This window comes from Sulfurimonas marina (genome assembly GCF_014905095.1).
GTDB classification, from domain to species: domain Bacteria; phylum Campylobacterota; class Campylobacteria; order Campylobacterales; family Sulfurimonadaceae; genus Sulfurimonas; species Sulfurimonas marina.
The window spans coordinates 1,941,385-1,957,797 of the sequence record NZ_CP041165.1; the positions used below are offsets into that span (position 1 = coordinate 1,941,385).

Annotated in this window: 14 protein-coding genes; 1 reads left to right on the top strand and 13 read right to left on the bottom strand. The window is 38.0% G+C overall.

Features of this window, described 5'->3' with window-relative positions; all coding sequences use genetic code 11:
* Positions 1-39 precede the first annotated feature (39 nt).
* Entirely contained in the window at positions 40-1,701 is a 1,662-nt protein-coding gene (gene leuA / locus FJR03_RS09845; protein ID WP_193113334.1) for a 2-isopropylmalate synthase, read from the top strand.
* A gap of 34 nt (positions 1,702-1,735) precedes the next feature.
* On the opposite strand, the gene FJR03_RS09850 is transcribed toward leuA, so the two are convergent.
* Genes FJR03_RS09850 through alaS form a run of 13 tightly spaced genes read right to left on the bottom strand, consistent with a single transcriptional unit; the run spans position 1,736 to position 16,396 of the window.
* Entirely contained in the window at positions 1,736-2,863 is a 1,128-nt protein-coding gene (locus FJR03_RS09850) for a hypothetical protein (protein WP_193114804.1), read from the bottom strand.
* The gene (locus FJR03_RS09855; protein WP_193113335.1) at positions 2,856-3,527 is read right to left on the bottom strand and encodes an ABC transporter ATP-binding protein; all 672 of its coding nucleotides are present in this window, start codon (positions 3,525-3,527) and stop codon (positions 2,856-2,858) included. The genes FJR03_RS09850 and FJR03_RS09855 overlap by 8 nt, the downstream gene beginning before the upstream one ends.
* Positions 3,524-4,735: an ABC transporter permease gene (locus FJR03_RS09860; RefSeq protein WP_193113336.1), complete on the bottom strand. Its 1,212-nt coding sequence runs from the start codon at positions 4,733-4,735 to the stop codon at positions 3,524-3,526. Before FJR03_RS09860 ends, FJR03_RS09855 begins: the two co-directional genes overlap by 4 nt.
* Positions 4,728-5,948, bottom strand: coding sequence for an ABC transporter permease (locus tag FJR03_RS09865; protein ID WP_193113337.1), 1,221 nt, complete (start codon positions 5,946-5,948; stop codon positions 4,728-4,730). Before FJR03_RS09865 ends, FJR03_RS09860 begins: the two co-directional genes overlap by 8 nt.
* Before the next feature lie 18 nt (positions 5,949-5,966).
* Complete coding sequence (locus FJR03_RS09870; RefSeq protein WP_193113338.1) at positions 5,967-6,692, bottom strand: outer membrane lipoprotein-sorting protein; 726 nt, start codon at positions 6,690-6,692, stop codon at positions 5,967-5,969.
* Position 6,693: 1 nt separating this feature from the next.
* Complete coding sequence (locus FJR03_RS09875; RefSeq protein WP_193113339.1) at positions 6,694-7,176, bottom strand: hypothetical protein; 483 nt, start codon at positions 7,174-7,176, stop codon at positions 6,694-6,696.
* Positions 7,173-9,179, bottom strand: a complete 2,007-nt coding sequence (locus tag FJR03_RS09880) for a penicillin-binding protein 1A (RefSeq protein WP_193113340.1) — start codon at positions 9,177-9,179, stop codon at positions 7,173-7,175. Before FJR03_RS09880 ends, FJR03_RS09875 begins: the two co-directional genes overlap by 4 nt.
* Positions 9,176-9,865, bottom strand: a complete 690-nt coding sequence (locus FJR03_RS09885; RefSeq protein ID WP_193113341.1) for an ATP-binding cassette domain-containing protein — start codon at positions 9,863-9,865, stop codon at positions 9,176-9,178. Before FJR03_RS09885 ends, FJR03_RS09880 begins: the two co-directional genes overlap by 4 nt.
* Positions 9,855-10,961: an aminotransferase class I/II-fold pyridoxal phosphate-dependent enzyme gene (locus FJR03_RS09890; protein WP_193113342.1), complete on the bottom strand. Its 1,107-nt coding sequence runs from the start codon at positions 10,959-10,961 to the stop codon at positions 9,855-9,857. The genes FJR03_RS09885 and FJR03_RS09890 overlap by 11 nt, the downstream gene beginning before the upstream one ends.
* The gene (locus FJR03_RS09895; protein ID WP_193113343.1) at positions 10,958-12,775 is read right to left on the bottom strand and encodes a sensor domain-containing diguanylate cyclase; all 1,818 of its coding nucleotides are present in this window, start codon (positions 12,773-12,775) and stop codon (positions 10,958-10,960) included. The genes FJR03_RS09890 and FJR03_RS09895 overlap by 4 nt, the downstream gene beginning before the upstream one ends.
* Positions 12,776-13,324 carry a septum formation inhibitor Maf gene (gene maf / locus FJR03_RS09900; RefSeq protein WP_193113344.1) on the bottom strand — a complete coding sequence of 183 codons (549 nt, stop codon included), beginning with the start codon at positions 13,322-13,324 and terminating at the stop codon, positions 12,776-12,778.
* Complete coding sequence (locus tag FJR03_RS09905; protein ID WP_193113345.1) at positions 13,314-13,847, bottom strand: hypothetical protein; 534 nt, start codon at positions 13,845-13,847, stop codon at positions 13,314-13,316. Before FJR03_RS09905 ends, maf begins: the two co-directional genes overlap by 11 nt.
* Complete coding sequence (alaS, locus tag FJR03_RS09910) at positions 13,847-16,396, bottom strand: alanine--tRNA ligase (protein WP_193114805.1); 2,550 nt, start codon at positions 16,394-16,396, stop codon at positions 13,847-13,849. Before alaS ends, FJR03_RS09905 begins: the two co-directional genes overlap by 1 nt.
* Positions 16,397-16,413: the final 17 nt, after the last annotated feature.

The window sequence follows — 16,413 nt, forward strand, 5'->3', positions numbered from 1 at the left end:
GAGTGTCTTATTAAAAATTTCAAGTTAAAAGGGTTTCTGATGAAACATATTCCAAGTGGCAAATACCAGCCATATCCAAAAATAGACTTGCCAAATAGACAATGGCCTGACAATACTATTACAAAAGCTCCAATCTGGTGTAGTGTAGATTTACGTGACGGTAATCAAGCGCTTATTAACCCGATGAACATGGAGAAAAAACTTGAACTTTTTACACTCTTACTCAAACTTGGATTTAAGGAGATCGAAGTAGGTTTTCCATCTGCATCGAAAGTTGAATTTGACTTTTTACGCAAGTTGGTAGATGACAACTTGATCCCTGACGATGTAACTATCCAAGTGCTAGTACAAGCTAGAGAGCATCTTATAGCAAAAACTTTTGAAGCATTACAAGGTGTAAAAAAAGCGACTGTACATCTTTACAACTCAACTTCGATCGCACAAAGAAAGATCGTTTTCGGTAAATCTCAAGAAGAGATCATTGAACTAGCACTTGAAGGTGTTGATTTAGTAAAAAAATATGAAGCACAGCACGACGGGAAAATCTTTTTAGAGTACTCTCCAGAGAGTTTCACAGGAACTGAGTTAGAGTTTGCTGCAAAAATCTCAAATGCAGTAACTGCTCGTTGGGGAATAAGTGCAGAGCGTCCTGTAATCATCAACTTACCGGCAACGGTTGAGATGGCTACACCAAACATCTATGCAGATCAAATAGAGTGGATGAGCAGACATTTAGATAATCGTGAGCATATCCTTATCTCTACACATACTCACAACGATAGAGGAACATCTATCGCGGCAACAGAACTTGCACTTTTAGCGGGAGCTGACAGAGTTGAGGGAACGTTGTTAAGCAATGGTGAGCGTACAGGTAACGTGGATATCATCACACTTGCACTAAACATGACAACTCAAGGTGTTGACAGCGGTCTTGACTTCTCAGATGTAAATGAAGTTGTAGAGGTAGTAGAGCGTGTAACAGAGTTACCGACACACCCAAGACATCCGTATGTAGGAGACCTTGTATATACTGCATTCTCTGGTTCACACCAAGATGCGATTAACAAAGGTCTTGCATATCAGCAGGCAAAAGAGCAGCCTTTCTGGGAAGTTCCGTACTTGCCAATCGATCCTGCCGATGTAGGTCGTACGTATGAGTCGATCATCCGTATCAACTCACAATCAGGTAAAGGTGGTGTTGCATATATCTTGGAACAAAACTACGGTTACCAGTTGCCAAAATCGATGCATCCGGAGATCGGACGTGCTGTACAAATGCTTAGTGATGTAGAGGGGCGTGAGCTTACTAGTGAAGAGATCTACGGTGTATTTAAAGCTGAGTATTTTGAACTTGATCAACATATCAAGTTTATCGATTTTAGCTCAACTACAAAAAATAAAGTTGCAACATGCACTTTAACATATGAGTACAACGGCAAAGAGATCACATCTGAAGGTACTGGCAACGGTCCAATCGATGCTTGTAAAGATGCACTTATGAAAGAGTACAAAAATGAGTTTAGTATAAAATCTTACTCTGAGCACTCTTGCGGAGATAAAAGCTCTGCAAAAGCTGTAGCATATATAGAGCTCAAAACAGCAGAAAAATTCTCTTGTTTTGGAGTTGGAAGAGATAACGATATCACAATCGCTACAGTTAAAGCACTTTTCTGTGCACTAAATAGAACTTACTCAAACTAAGTCCTAAGAGGTCACCCTCTTAGGCATCTCTTTTTTAAAACGCTAAATCCCAGCGAAAATAGAGTGTGCTCGAATCTCCGTTATACTTTTTCTTATTTTCAACATCATTGACCATAACTCCTAAGGTAAAACTATTATAGTCATTGAGCGTATAAGTAAGCTGCGGTGAAAGAAAACGACTTTGTTCACCACCAAAACTCTCAATATAGATAAAAGATGCATCGAGATAGATAGTTAGAGGGGAAGAGAGTGAGAGTGCTACATATAAAGGGGATGAAACCAAGTTAGGCAATATCTCCGAATCTAAATTTTCAGATATCTCCTTAGCCGTAAACGTTTTAGAGCTGTAGAGTGCTTCTACAACCAAAGTAAGCCCCTCTTCAAAACCGTAATCAGCTCCAACAAGTCCTTGAAAAAACCTTGTATTGTTACTCTCGATGTAAGCGCCCTCACTGCGCACCCCTACCCCTGAACTCTCTAAACTTCCATCAACCTCATACCCTATCATTTTGGTCTCATCACTATAGATCGCATCGAGTGCAAAATCAGCTACTTCCAAAAAACCCTGATAGCGCATAGCATAGCGAAACTTATCCGCTTCATTTTGAGAAACAATAGCGCTTAGATGTGATGTATCATCAAGATACCTTGTATATAATACACCTACTACACCGTAAGTTTCATCACTCTCAAGTGCATAGATATTTTTAGGGTTGTACAAATTGGTAGGGTTCCAGATGCGACCTACCCCCATAGTGATACTCTGCAATCCCACTACAACTCTGTTTACCTCATCTTCATATCCGCCGTAAGCTCTGTAAACTTTGGCATAGGTACTTCCGCCGTTATAGTCCATAAAAGAGGTTTGTGTTTTAAAGGGGGTATCGCTTCTAAGGGTTTTTTGATACTCAAAGAGTTCAGACTCTACATACTTGTTGCCGTAATAGTTGATCCCGTCTGCGATTACGGTAGAGAAATAGCCGTTGTCTTTCCAGTCCAAAGTAAAACGCAATCTGTCGTAGTTATAGAGGTACTCTTTTGTTTGATTTTTGTCATTGTAGTTTTGCAGCAGGGTGATATTTGTGTTTTGCGTTTTGAGTTCAAGCTCTGCAAAAAGTGTATAGGGTATAAGCAAGATAACAAGAGCTAAAACCTTAACCATCAACTATCTCTCCGTCATACATATTGATCACTCTTCGTACATTCTCTTTTACCATCTCGTCGTGTGATGCAAAGATGATGGTTAGCCCCTCTTTTTCATTTAACTCTTTCATCATATCGATCAAAATTTTCGAGTTTATAGAATCGAGATTTGCCGTAGGTTCATCCGCTAAAATTATCTTAGGCTTTGTAGCCACGGCACGGGCAACGGCTACACGTTGCTGCTCCCCGCCGCTTAAATTATTTGGAAGGTATTCAAGCTTGTCTGTGATATCTAAAAGTTTTGCAAGCTCTGTAACACGATTCTCTATAAAACTCTCTTCAAAACCTCGCAAACGCATTATAAAAGCGATATTTTCTTTCACATTGAGAACCGGGATAAGATTATACGCCTGAAAAACAAAACCGATTTGCTCCAACCTTAGAGTAGTTTTGTCTTCTTCGCCCAGTGAGCTTACCTCATCATCATCAAAATAGATCTCACCTTCGCTTAGATCATCAAGGGCACCTATCAGATTGAGCAAGGTTGATTTTCCGCATCCGGAAGGTCCATTTAAAAGGGTAAACTCTCCATCTTCAATTACAAGTTCAACATCGTTTAAGGCATGTACCTCTCGCGGCTCACCTTTGTAAAAGTACTTATGAAGATTTGTAATTTTGATCATTTTTCAACCTTTATGATATCTACAAGACTCAACTTTTTCAATTTTCTTAGTGGTATCACTACACTCAGTAACGAGGCCAAGACAATAGCGACAAAGGTCGTTGTAAAATAGCTCACCTTGATTGTTCCGTATATCACAGACTCATATCCCCACATCTCCAAAGCATCTGAAAAAGAGGTAAAATCAAGCCCGTAGTATTGTAGATACAGAAGCATCCCGTATCCTAAAACCGCACCGACAACATAACCTAAAAATCCAACTATTACCGCTTCAAGAATAACCTGCAAACGTACATATTTATAATGATACCCAACACTCATCATAATCCCAAACTCACGTATGCGATCGAGTATAGAGACATACATTACCCCGAAGATTCCTACAAAAACAACACTCATGACAATCATAAAAGTGATTGAATTAAAGATATACATTATATCTTGCATCTGTTGCATCATCGGCTGGAGTTCCATAAAACTTTTTACATCATACTCTCTGTATCTGTTTTGAATCTCCTTTGTTACTTTTTCATCGGAGAGCATTACAGATATTTGTGAGACCTGATTGCTTTGGAGTCCTAGCAGTTTTTGCAGCCTTGTTTTATCTACAAACATCCCTTTTGCATCAAGGGCTATATTTGTAGTTTGTACAATCGCTTTGATCTTGTAAGCGACTGAGATAATTTCACCGTGAATATCCTGTGTTGAGAAGACAACTTTTGAACCAATTTTTACTTTCAGTTTTTTGGCAAGTTCCAATCCGATAATTGCAGAGTTTTTCTCAACACTCAGCTCTCCGCTTTTTAAAAACTGTTCAAACTGACCGAACTGTTTTTCATCCTCTAAATCAATCCCTACCAATGTAATAAATGAAGATTTCCTCGCAGTAGATAACAACCCTTGAACATTTACCCTTCCTATCACGGAAGTAACAGCGGGATTCCCTTTTAAATCCTTTGTCATCGTATCTGCATCACTAATGATATCTTTGATCTCTTTGTCGATCAGATACCCTTTAGCGAAGATACTCACATCCCCGCTGTATGAGCGTCTATTTTTATCAAGCATATTCTCTGCCATCCCGTCATACAAGGCTTGGATCGAGAGCATCATACTCATACTCACAGATATCATCATAATAAGTAAGAATGTACGAGAAAGTCGTAAAAAAGAGTTTTTCCAGGCAAGTTTTGCAAGCAATTTATACATGACGGCTCGCTTCAAGCGGAGTAAAAAGATTTACATAGATATATGGGTAAAAAATACTGATATAGTTTAAAAGAAAAATAACAGCACTATTCCAGGCAACAGTAAATAGATCAAAGTTAAAAGGGATCTCATCCGATACTACCCCATAATCTTTATACATCTCCGCAATCCCCTCGATCACAATCGGATGGAGTGAATAATAGTAGGTGATATATGTTGCAATAGGTACGGCAAAAACAAGTGCCGCAAGAGTAAGAATCACTATCTCATAACTTAGCAGTTTAAAAAGCGCTTTTTTTGAGACTCCTATTGAGCGTAGAACGCCTATCTCTTTTATTCTAGCACTCACATTGATAAAACCGTAGATCATAATTACAAAGAAGATAACCACCATAAAAAGTGCCAAAGAGATATATCCAAAGATTGAGTCAACCTCCATAGCCTCGACCATCGTATCCATCAATGTTTTCCATGTAAGCGATTCTAAGTTCCCATTGTTTAGGCGTGCAGTAATCTCTTGATTTATAACATCAACCTGCTCTAAATCTTTTACGCTTACTACAATATATGAGGCCTTATTTTTCGAATACATCAAATCATCGAGATATTTTTTAGAGATAAACGATGCCCCTGCATCAAACTCATTCATCCCTGTTTTAAACACACCGCACAACTCAAAGATATCTGCGGCAAAAGAGCCGTCACTCGCACCACCTATAAATGAGAACTCATTTCCAAGACCAAGAGAGAGCTTTTTCACAAGATCGACACCCATATAGACACATTTTCCGCTATTTTCTTCTAGATAACTCCCTTTGAGCAAAGCCTCTTTAAGTGTAGAGATATCTGCTTCAGCCTCAGGTTCTATCCCAACAACCAAAGAGGCACTCGAGTTGTCTTTATAGGAAAGCAGACCGTACGTCTCATATCTTGCGGCAATATTTTTAATCCCCTCTATTGTTTTTATCTTGTTTTTGTACGTATCAACATTTTCAAGATAATACTCATAGCCACCCTCGTCACGATACCCTTTTTTATAGATCTCTATAGCCGAGGTATAGATTTTGAGTGAGTTTTCAAGCATAGAGTTGTGTGAACCGTCCATCATAGATACATAGACGATAAAAAGAAGTGTAGAGATAAAGGTAAGTATAAAGGTAGTGATTGAGCGAGCTTTATAATAGAAGATGTTTTTAAGTGCTAAAGTGAACATAGAAACAGTATACTCTCTTTATCTAGAAAATCTCTTAAGTGCACTTTTCTGAAAATATTCGTGCGGAATATCTAGATCATATTCTACTTTTTGAAGCGTAATCTCTGTGTATTGCCCCTTTTTCTCATAAGGCTCTACGCGCCAATACAAAGGGATGTAATATTTGCCGTACTTTTTCACATCTTTATAGATAAAAAAACGGACTATTTTGCCATCTTCATCGTAGTAGGTATCTTTTTGGGAAGTGTAGGTATTGAGATCGATCTGCAGGTCTATCTTTCCCCAAACAACCGCTGCATCCTCTTTCGGAGTAAGTTGAAGGGTCACGATATTCTCTTTTTTGTTGATGATCTTAGGCTTATAATCTTCAACAAGGGAGCTTTGTTTTACGATATCGTCATTACTGATATCGCTCCCCATCCACTTTTGCAGCATCATAGAGGGTGGTATTTTTATAACCCTCTCGATTTTAGGGACATACTGCCACATCTGATTATCTAAGCTTAAAAAAGTGATCCCTCGATCGCGGGGCGGGTAAGTGATCTTTACAAAACTTTTTTCACTTCCTTGCGAATAGTTTTCTAACTTGATCACCCTTTCATGTCCCGATGAAACCACCTTCATAGTCAGCTCTATATAGATAGTGCTTCCTCTAAGATTTTCATCGAGTTTTTTAACAATATCTGCTGCTTCGTCGCCAAACAAGAAAAAGAACGAAAGGCTTAGAAACAGTAGATGTTTCATCTTAAAAAGAGAGCCCTACCGTTAGCTCGGGATATTTTCTGTAACACTGTTCAGAAGGCTCACAAGTGTCATAATACTCTACAGTATATCCAAATGAGATGTAAGTGTTTTTGCTTGTTATAACACTTAACCCTCCCCTAAAACCGTATGATGTGAAATCATCGTATACTGAGCTGTTTATAAAAGTTTCTTTTACAAAAGCTCCGAGGTACGGTCTTAACTTTCTATCGAGTGAAATATAATAATCTGTACGTAAAGAGAGTTCATTAAACGTTGGTTCTGCACCAAGCCATGCTCTGTAGTTCACACCCACGGCAAGATTATCTACAACACAATACTCCGCACCCACACCTACTATTCCGTAGCTGCGGTTATAGGTATCTCCCGAACCTACTAAGAAGTTCAGATTGGTCTTTCCTTTTGTAAAGACATCCCCGCTTACCAATGTAGCCAATAATGAAAATAAAACTAGAACTCTTATCAAAATAATAACTCCTCTGTAGCATCAGAATGAACTTCTGCTTTTGGTGGTTTTGAGATATCACTGAAGTACTCTTTTTCACCGTCAATAGTTACTTCACGAACACCTTCAGGAATATCAAACTCTCTTTTAATTTGCGGATATATTTTTAAAACTTCACGATAAAAGTGTGAGAACGCAGGAGCAGCTATCCTACCCCCTGTTTCTCTTCTGTACATAGGTGTATTATCATCATTTCCAAACCATACGATTGTCTCAATAGTTGGAGAATATCCAGCAAACCACCCATCAACATTAGAGTTTGTTGTCCCCGTTTTTCCGGCCAATTCGATTCCTCTGACTCTTGCACCCCTACCTGTACCACGCTTTACAACGTCACGTAAAATAGTTGTCATAATAAACGCCTGCGAGGCAGGTGAGATCTCTTCTCTTTGGTCCTCTTTTTGATAGATCTTCTTTTCATCTTTATAGATAGAACTGATTAGGTGTGTTTGCACCTGTGTCCCGTAATTTGAAAAAGATGTATAGTATTTTGCAAGTTCAAGCGGTGATACCGACATTGTCCCAAGTGAAATAGATAGATCGTTTGGAAGATGTTTGATATTAAACTTTTTTAACTCTCTTATCAACTGCGGTAAACCTATGTCATTTACAAGATTAATAGTTGCAAGGTTTCTTGAGTGGATCAATGCTTCTCTAAGTGGGATTAACCCTTTATAATTTTTTTCATAGTTTTTTGGCTGCCACTTCATCTCTTCGCCATCTTTTTCATAGTCATACGTTTTGGCAATATCAACTAACTCTGTTGCTCCCGAGTATCCGAGATTTATAGCAACCTGATAGATAAAAGGTTTAAATGCTGAACCCGGTTGACGTTTCCCTTGTGTTGCACGGTTGTATGAAGAGACTCTGTAATCAACCGAGCCAACCATAGCTAAAACATCTCCGCTGCTTGGTTCTATTGAAACAATAGCACCGTTTACTTTACTTATATTAATATCTTTTGCAAGTAAAATCTCAGGATCGTACTCTAAAAGAGCTTTAATATTTTTTTCCTCTTTCTCTTTATAGTTTTCAACCCTTGTTAAAAATCTATCATAGGCATATTTTAATGATTCTCTTGCTGCTTCTTGAAGTTTCAGATCAATTGAAGTATAGATCTCATAACCGCCTGTTTTAAAATCTTTAATCCCCATCGCATACATTCTTCTAGCTACCTCGTCAACAATAAAAGGTGCTTTGTTTTGTGTCAATGTATCATCATACACTTTTGGGTTTTCTGCTAACGCTTTCTCATATGCAGTATCATCGATCCAGCCAAGAACATGCATTCTGTTAATAACTCTGTTTGCACGACCCATAGAGATCTCATAGTTTTTCGTAGGTGCATATGCCGAAGGTGCTTTAGGAAGCCCTACGAGTATAGCTACCTCTTTGAGTGTCAACTCATTTAGTTTTTTATGAAAATAACCGTCAGCTGCCGTTTTAATTCCGTAATATCCATGCCCGTAATAGATCTCGTTTAAATAGCGCTCTAAAATTTGCTCTTTTGTCAGAACCTTTTCTATCTTGATCGCATAGATAGCCTCTTTGATCTTACGAGAGAGTTTTTTCTCACGTGTTAAAAGGACATTTTTTACCAGCTGCTGAGTGATCGTACTTGCACCCTCGACGGCATGCCCCGCCTTGATCACTTTAAGTGCTGCACGAAAAATTGCATCGATATTAATTCCGGGATGTTCAAAAAAAGTTGTATCTTCTATCGCTACCAAAGCCTCAACTACACGAGGTGGAATCTCATCGAAAGATGCATAATAACGGTGTTTTTCATCAAAAATGTTTGCTATTTTTTCACCGTCTTTATCGTAAATACGTGTAGTTACTGAAGGTTTATAATCAACTAATTCGGAAACGTCGTAATCAAACTTGATATAAAAGTATCCAAACACCATAAATGGTGATAATAATCCTAAAATAAAAAGTGTAATTATTATTTTTTTTATCATTCTCTATATTTCCTATTTGCAAAATTTGCTTCAATTAATGTTTTTGTATATTCATTTTGAGGATCGTTAATTATACTAGCCATTGTACCACATTCAACTAACTTCCCCAACTTGATCACACAGATATCCTCACAAAGAGACTCTGCCGAAGCTATGTCGTGTGTTACAAAGAGCATCTTAAAACCCTCTTTTTTTTGTAGCTCTTTTAAAAGCTCAATAATATTGATTCTTGTCTGCGGATCGAGTGCAGTTGTCGGTTCATCAAGGAGTAAAAGCTTCGGTTTTTGACTTATCGCTATAGCTATTACAACCCTTTGAAGTTGCCCACCTGAAAGTTCGGGAGGATATCTATCAAGCAGTGCAAGTTCCAGTCCCAACTCTTCAAAAAGCTGCTCAATTCTCTCTCTGGAGACAAAAAACTGTTTTTTTATTTTTGTCAGCGGAGAGAGAGCCGTAAAAGGGTTTTGTACAACTAAACTCACATCCCCGTTGCGTCCGAGTTTAATAGCACTGTCAACTTTTATGTTTAACTCCATAGACTCAGGCAGCATATCTAAAAGCGATTTGAGTGTTAAACTTTTTCCGCTTCCGCTTTGTCCCACAAGGGCTAAAGAGCTCTTCACCTCAAATGCAATATCTACTAAAGTATCACCCTTGTGTTTTATCTCAAGCTGATTAATCTTCAAGATGCACCTCTTGATTGATCATTTGGGCAACTTTAGTAAGGTCTTCACAACTCTCACCCAAACGTGTAATCACCCTTAAAATTGCACTAGCAACTGTGGGCTGGCGAATAGCACCTATGCTGTACCCCTGCTCAAAAAGTTTGTTTTTAATCTCAATCACCTTACGGTTATCCCCGATCACTATCGGTGCAATTAATCCATCGATCTCTAAACCCAGCTCTTTTTTTACAATCGCTTGTCTTTTTGCAATCTCCTCTTTTAAACTCTCTTTGTTTTCTATAATATATTTCAGCGCATTATGTCCGAGCAATGTATCGTACAAAGATAAAGAGGTAGCATAGATAATAGGCTTTGCACGGTTTATAAGATACTCGTTAATATGAGCAGAGGACAAGATATAGGCACCGAAACTTCCGTATGCTTTGCCGAGTGTCCCCATCTTTATATGATTTGGTTTGATCTCGATGTTGTAAAGATCATATACACCCATAAGTTTTTTCCCTACAACACCGCTGCTGTGTGCCTCGTCTACTATCAAAATAGCTTCATATTGATCACAGAGTGAAAAAACCTCTTTAGGACAAAGATCACCGTCCATAGAGTAGATCCCCTCAACTGCCACAATGTTTCTTTTACCCTTTGAGTTTTTGAGTAGAGTTTCCAACTCATCCATGTCGTTGTGTTTAAAAAAAGTCACATCGACATGCTCAAGATTTGTAGCAAGTACACCTGAGGCGTGATACAACTCATCCATAAAAAGTTTATCACCCTTACGTACTAAAGACTCAATCAAAGCGATATTGGCATTAAAACCGCTGCCTAAAACAACCCCTGCCTCAAAACCGTTAATGCGGCATAGTTCATCCTCAAAATCTTTATGTATCTGATGGTAACCGTTTACTAATAAAGAAGCTTTTGAACTGTGTACGTCTAAGTCATTTAATACATCTACAGTTTTACGGTGCAACTCCTTATTGTGAGCCAGACCAAGATAATCGTTTGAAGCAAAATCTTTTATCTTATAGTTTAAAACTTCGCGTGTACGAAAACGTCCCGATTTTTTTAACGCTTTGAGCTCGTTGCTGTAAAAATTCATCTGGTTACTACTTGATTTCTGCCGTTTGCTTTTGCTTCATACAGTGCTTCATCGGCTCTACTTAAAAGGTGTTCAGAATCTTCACCTTGAATATATTCTGTCACACCAAAACTCATTGTAATCGGTAAAACCACTTTATGATCAGCTACTTTTTTTCTTATTTTTTCAGCTAATTTAGCACCTTTTTGTAAATCTGCATACGGAACAATGATAAGAAATTCTTCACCGCCCATTCTACAAAAGATATCAGCCTCTCTAATCATAGTAGATATTAACTTAGTATACTCTACTAAAACACTGTCACCCACACCGTGACCGTGTTTATCGTTAACGCGTTTAAAATGATCTATATCTATCATAATAACCGCTATCGGGAACTTATAACGTTTTGCAAGTGTAATAGTCTCTTCAATTTTTATTTTATAGTAACGTCTGTTTCCGATATTTGTCAGTGAATCTGTAATGGTTAATGTTTCGAGTTCTTTTTTATACATCTCTTCATTTGTAACATCGGAGAAAATAGCACTGTAATACCCTTTCTCTTCAGAGACGAGTGCTACACCCACGCTAAAATAGTAACTCTGATTATCATAAATTATTTTTACCTTATTTGGTTTGTCCGGATTATGTAAAATGTAATCTATCCATAACTCACCATCAATATATCTTGTTATATACCCATCTTCATGTACGAAAAGTTCACAGATACATCCATGTCTATCTTTAAACTCTTCAATACTACTCTCTTTGGAAAAGTACTTAAAAAATGTTTTATTCACATCTATTATTTTCTCTTTATCGTTTATGATTACTATATTTGTCGAAGAATCTATAATATTTTTTATATACGATTTTTGGCGTGCTAAAAGATAAAACAGTACAAGATTCACCATACCTGCCAATATAAGGATAATAATAAACCCTACTGCTACCCATTTAAAAATAAAAAACTCTTCATTATCTGTAGATATATCTGTCAGCTTTTTAAACATTATATAGTAACCGAGAGTATCACCCTTAAAACCAGTTAAAGGGTATGAGACAATTATATAACCGTTTTCGATCTTATATCCAGTGGAAAAATAATTCTCTATCCCCTCTTGCTGCAAGTATGCAAGCTTATCTTTCGGGACATCAAAGTTTGCAATATAATACCCTTCCAAAAAAGTTTCCGTAAATGGATGCTGTAATTTTTGCGTATGTTCTTTATTGAGCATAACGACAGAATCTATTTGAGATTTTTTAAGCCCTTTTTCTATAGAGTTAAAATGCGATATCAGCTCCAACACCCCAATCACACGATTTGATTCCATTATCGGAACCATCGCTTTAATTGCAACGGCAAACTTACCCGAACTGATTGTATAAAGAACTTTTTTTGTTTTTATAACTTCGGCGAGGTCCGTTCTTACATTTTTTACACTATCTCCCCGTTTATTCGTCCAACTTCTGTACACGGAGTTTAAATTTTTATCTATTATATTGATCCATATATTTTTATACTCTGTATCTTGTTTTAGTTTTTTTACTAATGCTTTATAGTAGTTTCTATGAACTCTTCTGTTTTTTATCTCATCTATTAAGCGTTGGTCCTGAGAAAGTACTAAAGCAATTGCAATAGTCGCTTTTTGTTTCTCAAAAATCATCTGGGCTACACGTGAATGCATATCTGTAGCTTGGTGCTTATAGTTCTCCTCTTGCATCTCATATTTTTTTGCATTTACAAAATCAAAATAGTAATAAGAAGCTACCATCAAAATAGAGATGAAACTTGCTAAGAATATATAGATTTTACGATTATTAAAAATGCTCATCTACATAAACCTCTTGAGTACTTCTACACTAAGCCCCATAGCAGTACTTTCATAGCCGCGTACCTCTTTAATGTAAGATTTGCAAAAACCTTCTACCATACATCCGCCCGCTTTTCCACGCCACTCACCGCTTTGTAAATAACTTTCTAAAGCGTCATGGTCAAACTCATCAAAGATATAATCGGTTTGAGAGATATCTACTATCTTTACTTTTTGTGAATGGTAGATCATACAAGTGATAATACTGGTAATATTTCCGCTTTGTGTCATTAAAATATTACGAGCATCATCTATACATTTTGCTTTTCGAAGGATTTGGTTTTGTGAAGTAACAACGGTATCGGCAACTAAGAGTGGATACTCTTCAATCCCAAAACTCTTGAGATTAGTTTCGTACTTTCCAAGTGTTGCCTGATATACGAAGTTTTTTGGAGAGGTTGCGATTATGCTATCTTCATCAAACTCTACACTCTCCTGGATAAAGTCTATCCCTGCATTTTGCAGTAAAAGGGCCCGAGTAGGAGATGAAGAAGCAAGTCTAATACGCATTTCTAAGAGTAACTCCTAAGAATATAGCGATAACTCCTAAGATAATATTTAACGGAACCATATACTTTCCGATAAGCTCTAATGCTTTTTTTGCACCGGCAGTGTCACCTGCATCTAAAAGTTTCTGTGCTTTGTTACGTCTTAAAATCATAGCTAGAAGGTTTGCACCCATTACCATCCAGATAACCTCTTTTACATGAACAAGGTTATAGATATACATTGCATAATCATCGATCACATTTCCGTTTGCATCAACAGCTGCAGCGCGGAAACCCAAACCAACCGCCATAATTACGGCAGTGATAATCAAGATAAACACAAACGGAGAAACGATTGCAAATAATCTTTTTAATGCATGTGCAACTCTCGGTAGTCTTTGAGCCGGCTCTAACTCCATAAAAGAGTTGTGTGCAGCATATCGCATAGCGATCATTCCGCCAACCCATACAACAGCACTTATAATGTGCAAGAAAATAATAATTGTCTTATACTCTGCAAAGAGTGCTATCATTCCATCTTTCATTAACTTAATACCTCTGTAATAAATGCTAAAGATTCCTCTTTCGCTTCAGGAAGTTTTGTTTTATCTTTTCCACCCGCTTGAGCAAAGTCTGGACGGCCGCCGCCGCCACCGCCTAAAATCGGTGCTATTTTTTTGATCCAGTCACCCGCTTTGGCATCGCAACCTTTTACACCTGCAGCGATCAGTACTTTATCCCCTTTTACTTGGAAAAGCATTGCAGCTAGTTTTTCATTTTCGTTTTTCAGTTCATCAATTTTCTCTTTGATATCACCGCTTGGAAGCTCTTCAACTACAACCGCTACACCGTTAATCTCATTTGCCTTGATCTCAACTTTTGCAGACTCTAACGCCTCTTTTACTTCAACTTTTAGCTCATCGATATTTGCTTTAAGTCTGTTAATACCTGCAATCACGTCAAGATTTTTTACTTCAGTTTCTACTTGTTTAAGAAGAGCTCTTTGCTCACAGAAATAGTCATACGCAGCTTTTCCACACACAGCTTCAATACGTCTAACACCCGCACTTACACCGCTCTCTTTTGTGATGATAAAGCTTCCAATGTTTGCAGTGTTGTCAACGTGAACACCACCACAGAACTCGATACTTGAACTATCAAAACTTACAACTCTTACTTCATCACCGTATTTCTCACCGAACTGGCTTTTTGCACCAGATTTTAGTGCTTCTTCTATCGGTAGAACTTCTGTTTTTCTTACAATTGCACGAGAGATAAGTGCGTTAACACGTTGTTCAATCTCAGTTAACTCTTCACTACTTAGAGCTTTTGGATGTGAGAAGTCAAAACGTAAACGGTTTGCTTCGTTAAGTGAACCGGCTTGAGAGATATGCTCACCAAGTACATCATAAAGTACTGCATGAAGTAAGTGAGTTGCCGAGTGGTGTTTTATGATCTCGTTTCTTGAGATATCTACCTGTGCATCTACAACATTACCTACACTTAACTCTTTTGTAACTTCAACTTGAGACAGGTTAAGACCAAAGAATTTTTTCGTATCTAGTACTTTTGCAAACCCTTCAAGCTCACCGCTGTCACCGCACTGTCCGCCGCTTTCAGCATAAAATGGTGTAATGTCAAGATATACCCAACCTTTTTCACCAGCTTTAAGAGTATCTACACGTTTAAACTCATCATTTAAAAGTGCTTTTACTTCACCCGAGTGTTCAGTAAAGTCATATCCTACAAAAACATTCTCACCGAACTCTTCAAGTAATGCTTTAAAATCACCGTGAACAGCTTCGTCACCGCTACCTTTCCAAGCAGCTTTTGCACGTTGCTTTTGCTCAGTCATAAGTGCTTCAAATTTTTCAGTATCTAAAGAGAGACCTTTTTCACGAAGCATATCTTCCGTTAAGTCTAACGGGAAACCGAAAGTGTCGTAAAGTTTAAATGCAACCTCACCTGAGAATACATCTTTTGTAGTTTCAAGCTCTTTTTCAAACAGTGCAATTCCACTTTCGATAGTTTTAAAGAATCTTGCTTCTTCAAGTTCGATCTGCTCTTTTATAACTTCCGCTTTTTGTCCAAGATACTCATACTGAGACTTCATAATCGATACCAATGTATCTACGATCTTGTACATAAACGGTTTTCTAAAACCAAGAAGGTATCCGTGTCTTACAGCACGGCGCAAGATACGACGAAGTACATAACCGCGCCCTTCGTTTGAAAAGTTTGTCCCTTGAGCAAGTAAGAACACAGTAGTTCTGATGTGATCAGCAATTACACGATAACTAGCACCAGTTGCATACTCATACTCTTTGCCTATTAGCTCTTCAACTTTACGGATGATCGGCATAAACAGACTTGAACCGTAGTTAGACAGAGCCCCCTCTTTAATAGCAACTACACGCTCTAGACCCATACCAGTATCGATAGACGGTTTAGGAAGCGGGTTCATAGTACCGTCAGCTGAACGCTCATACTGCATAAATACCAAGTTCCAGATCTCTAAAAATCTGTCACCGTCACCGCCCATGTAATCTTCAGGGCCATTGAAGTGTTCTTCACCTTGATCGTAAAAGATCTCACTACACGGTCCACACGGTCCCGTATCACCCATCTGCCAAAAGTTATCGGCATCGCCAAGACGCATAATGCGATCTTTTGCTACATACTTTTGCCAAATAGCTTCCGCTTCATCATCGCTCTCGTGAACAGTTACCCATAACTTCTCGATCGGCAGTTCTAAAACTTCAGTAATAAATTCCCATGAGTAAGCGATAACTTCCTCTTTAAAATAATCACCAAAACTAAAATTCCCCAGCATCTCAAAAAACGTGTGGTGACGTGCAGTGTGTCCAACATTTTCCAAGTCATTGTGTTTTCCACCCGCACGGATACATGTTTGACATGACGTTGCACGAGGGTTTTGTGGTACTGGAACTTCCCCTGTAAAGATAGACTTAAAAGGGACCATTCCGGCATTGTTAAATAGCAAAGTAGCATCATCTGGAACCAGCGGTCCAGAAGCTACTCTTTCGTGTTGTTTCGATTCAAAAAACTTAAGAAACTCTTCTCTAATATCCATCAATATATCTCTTCTTA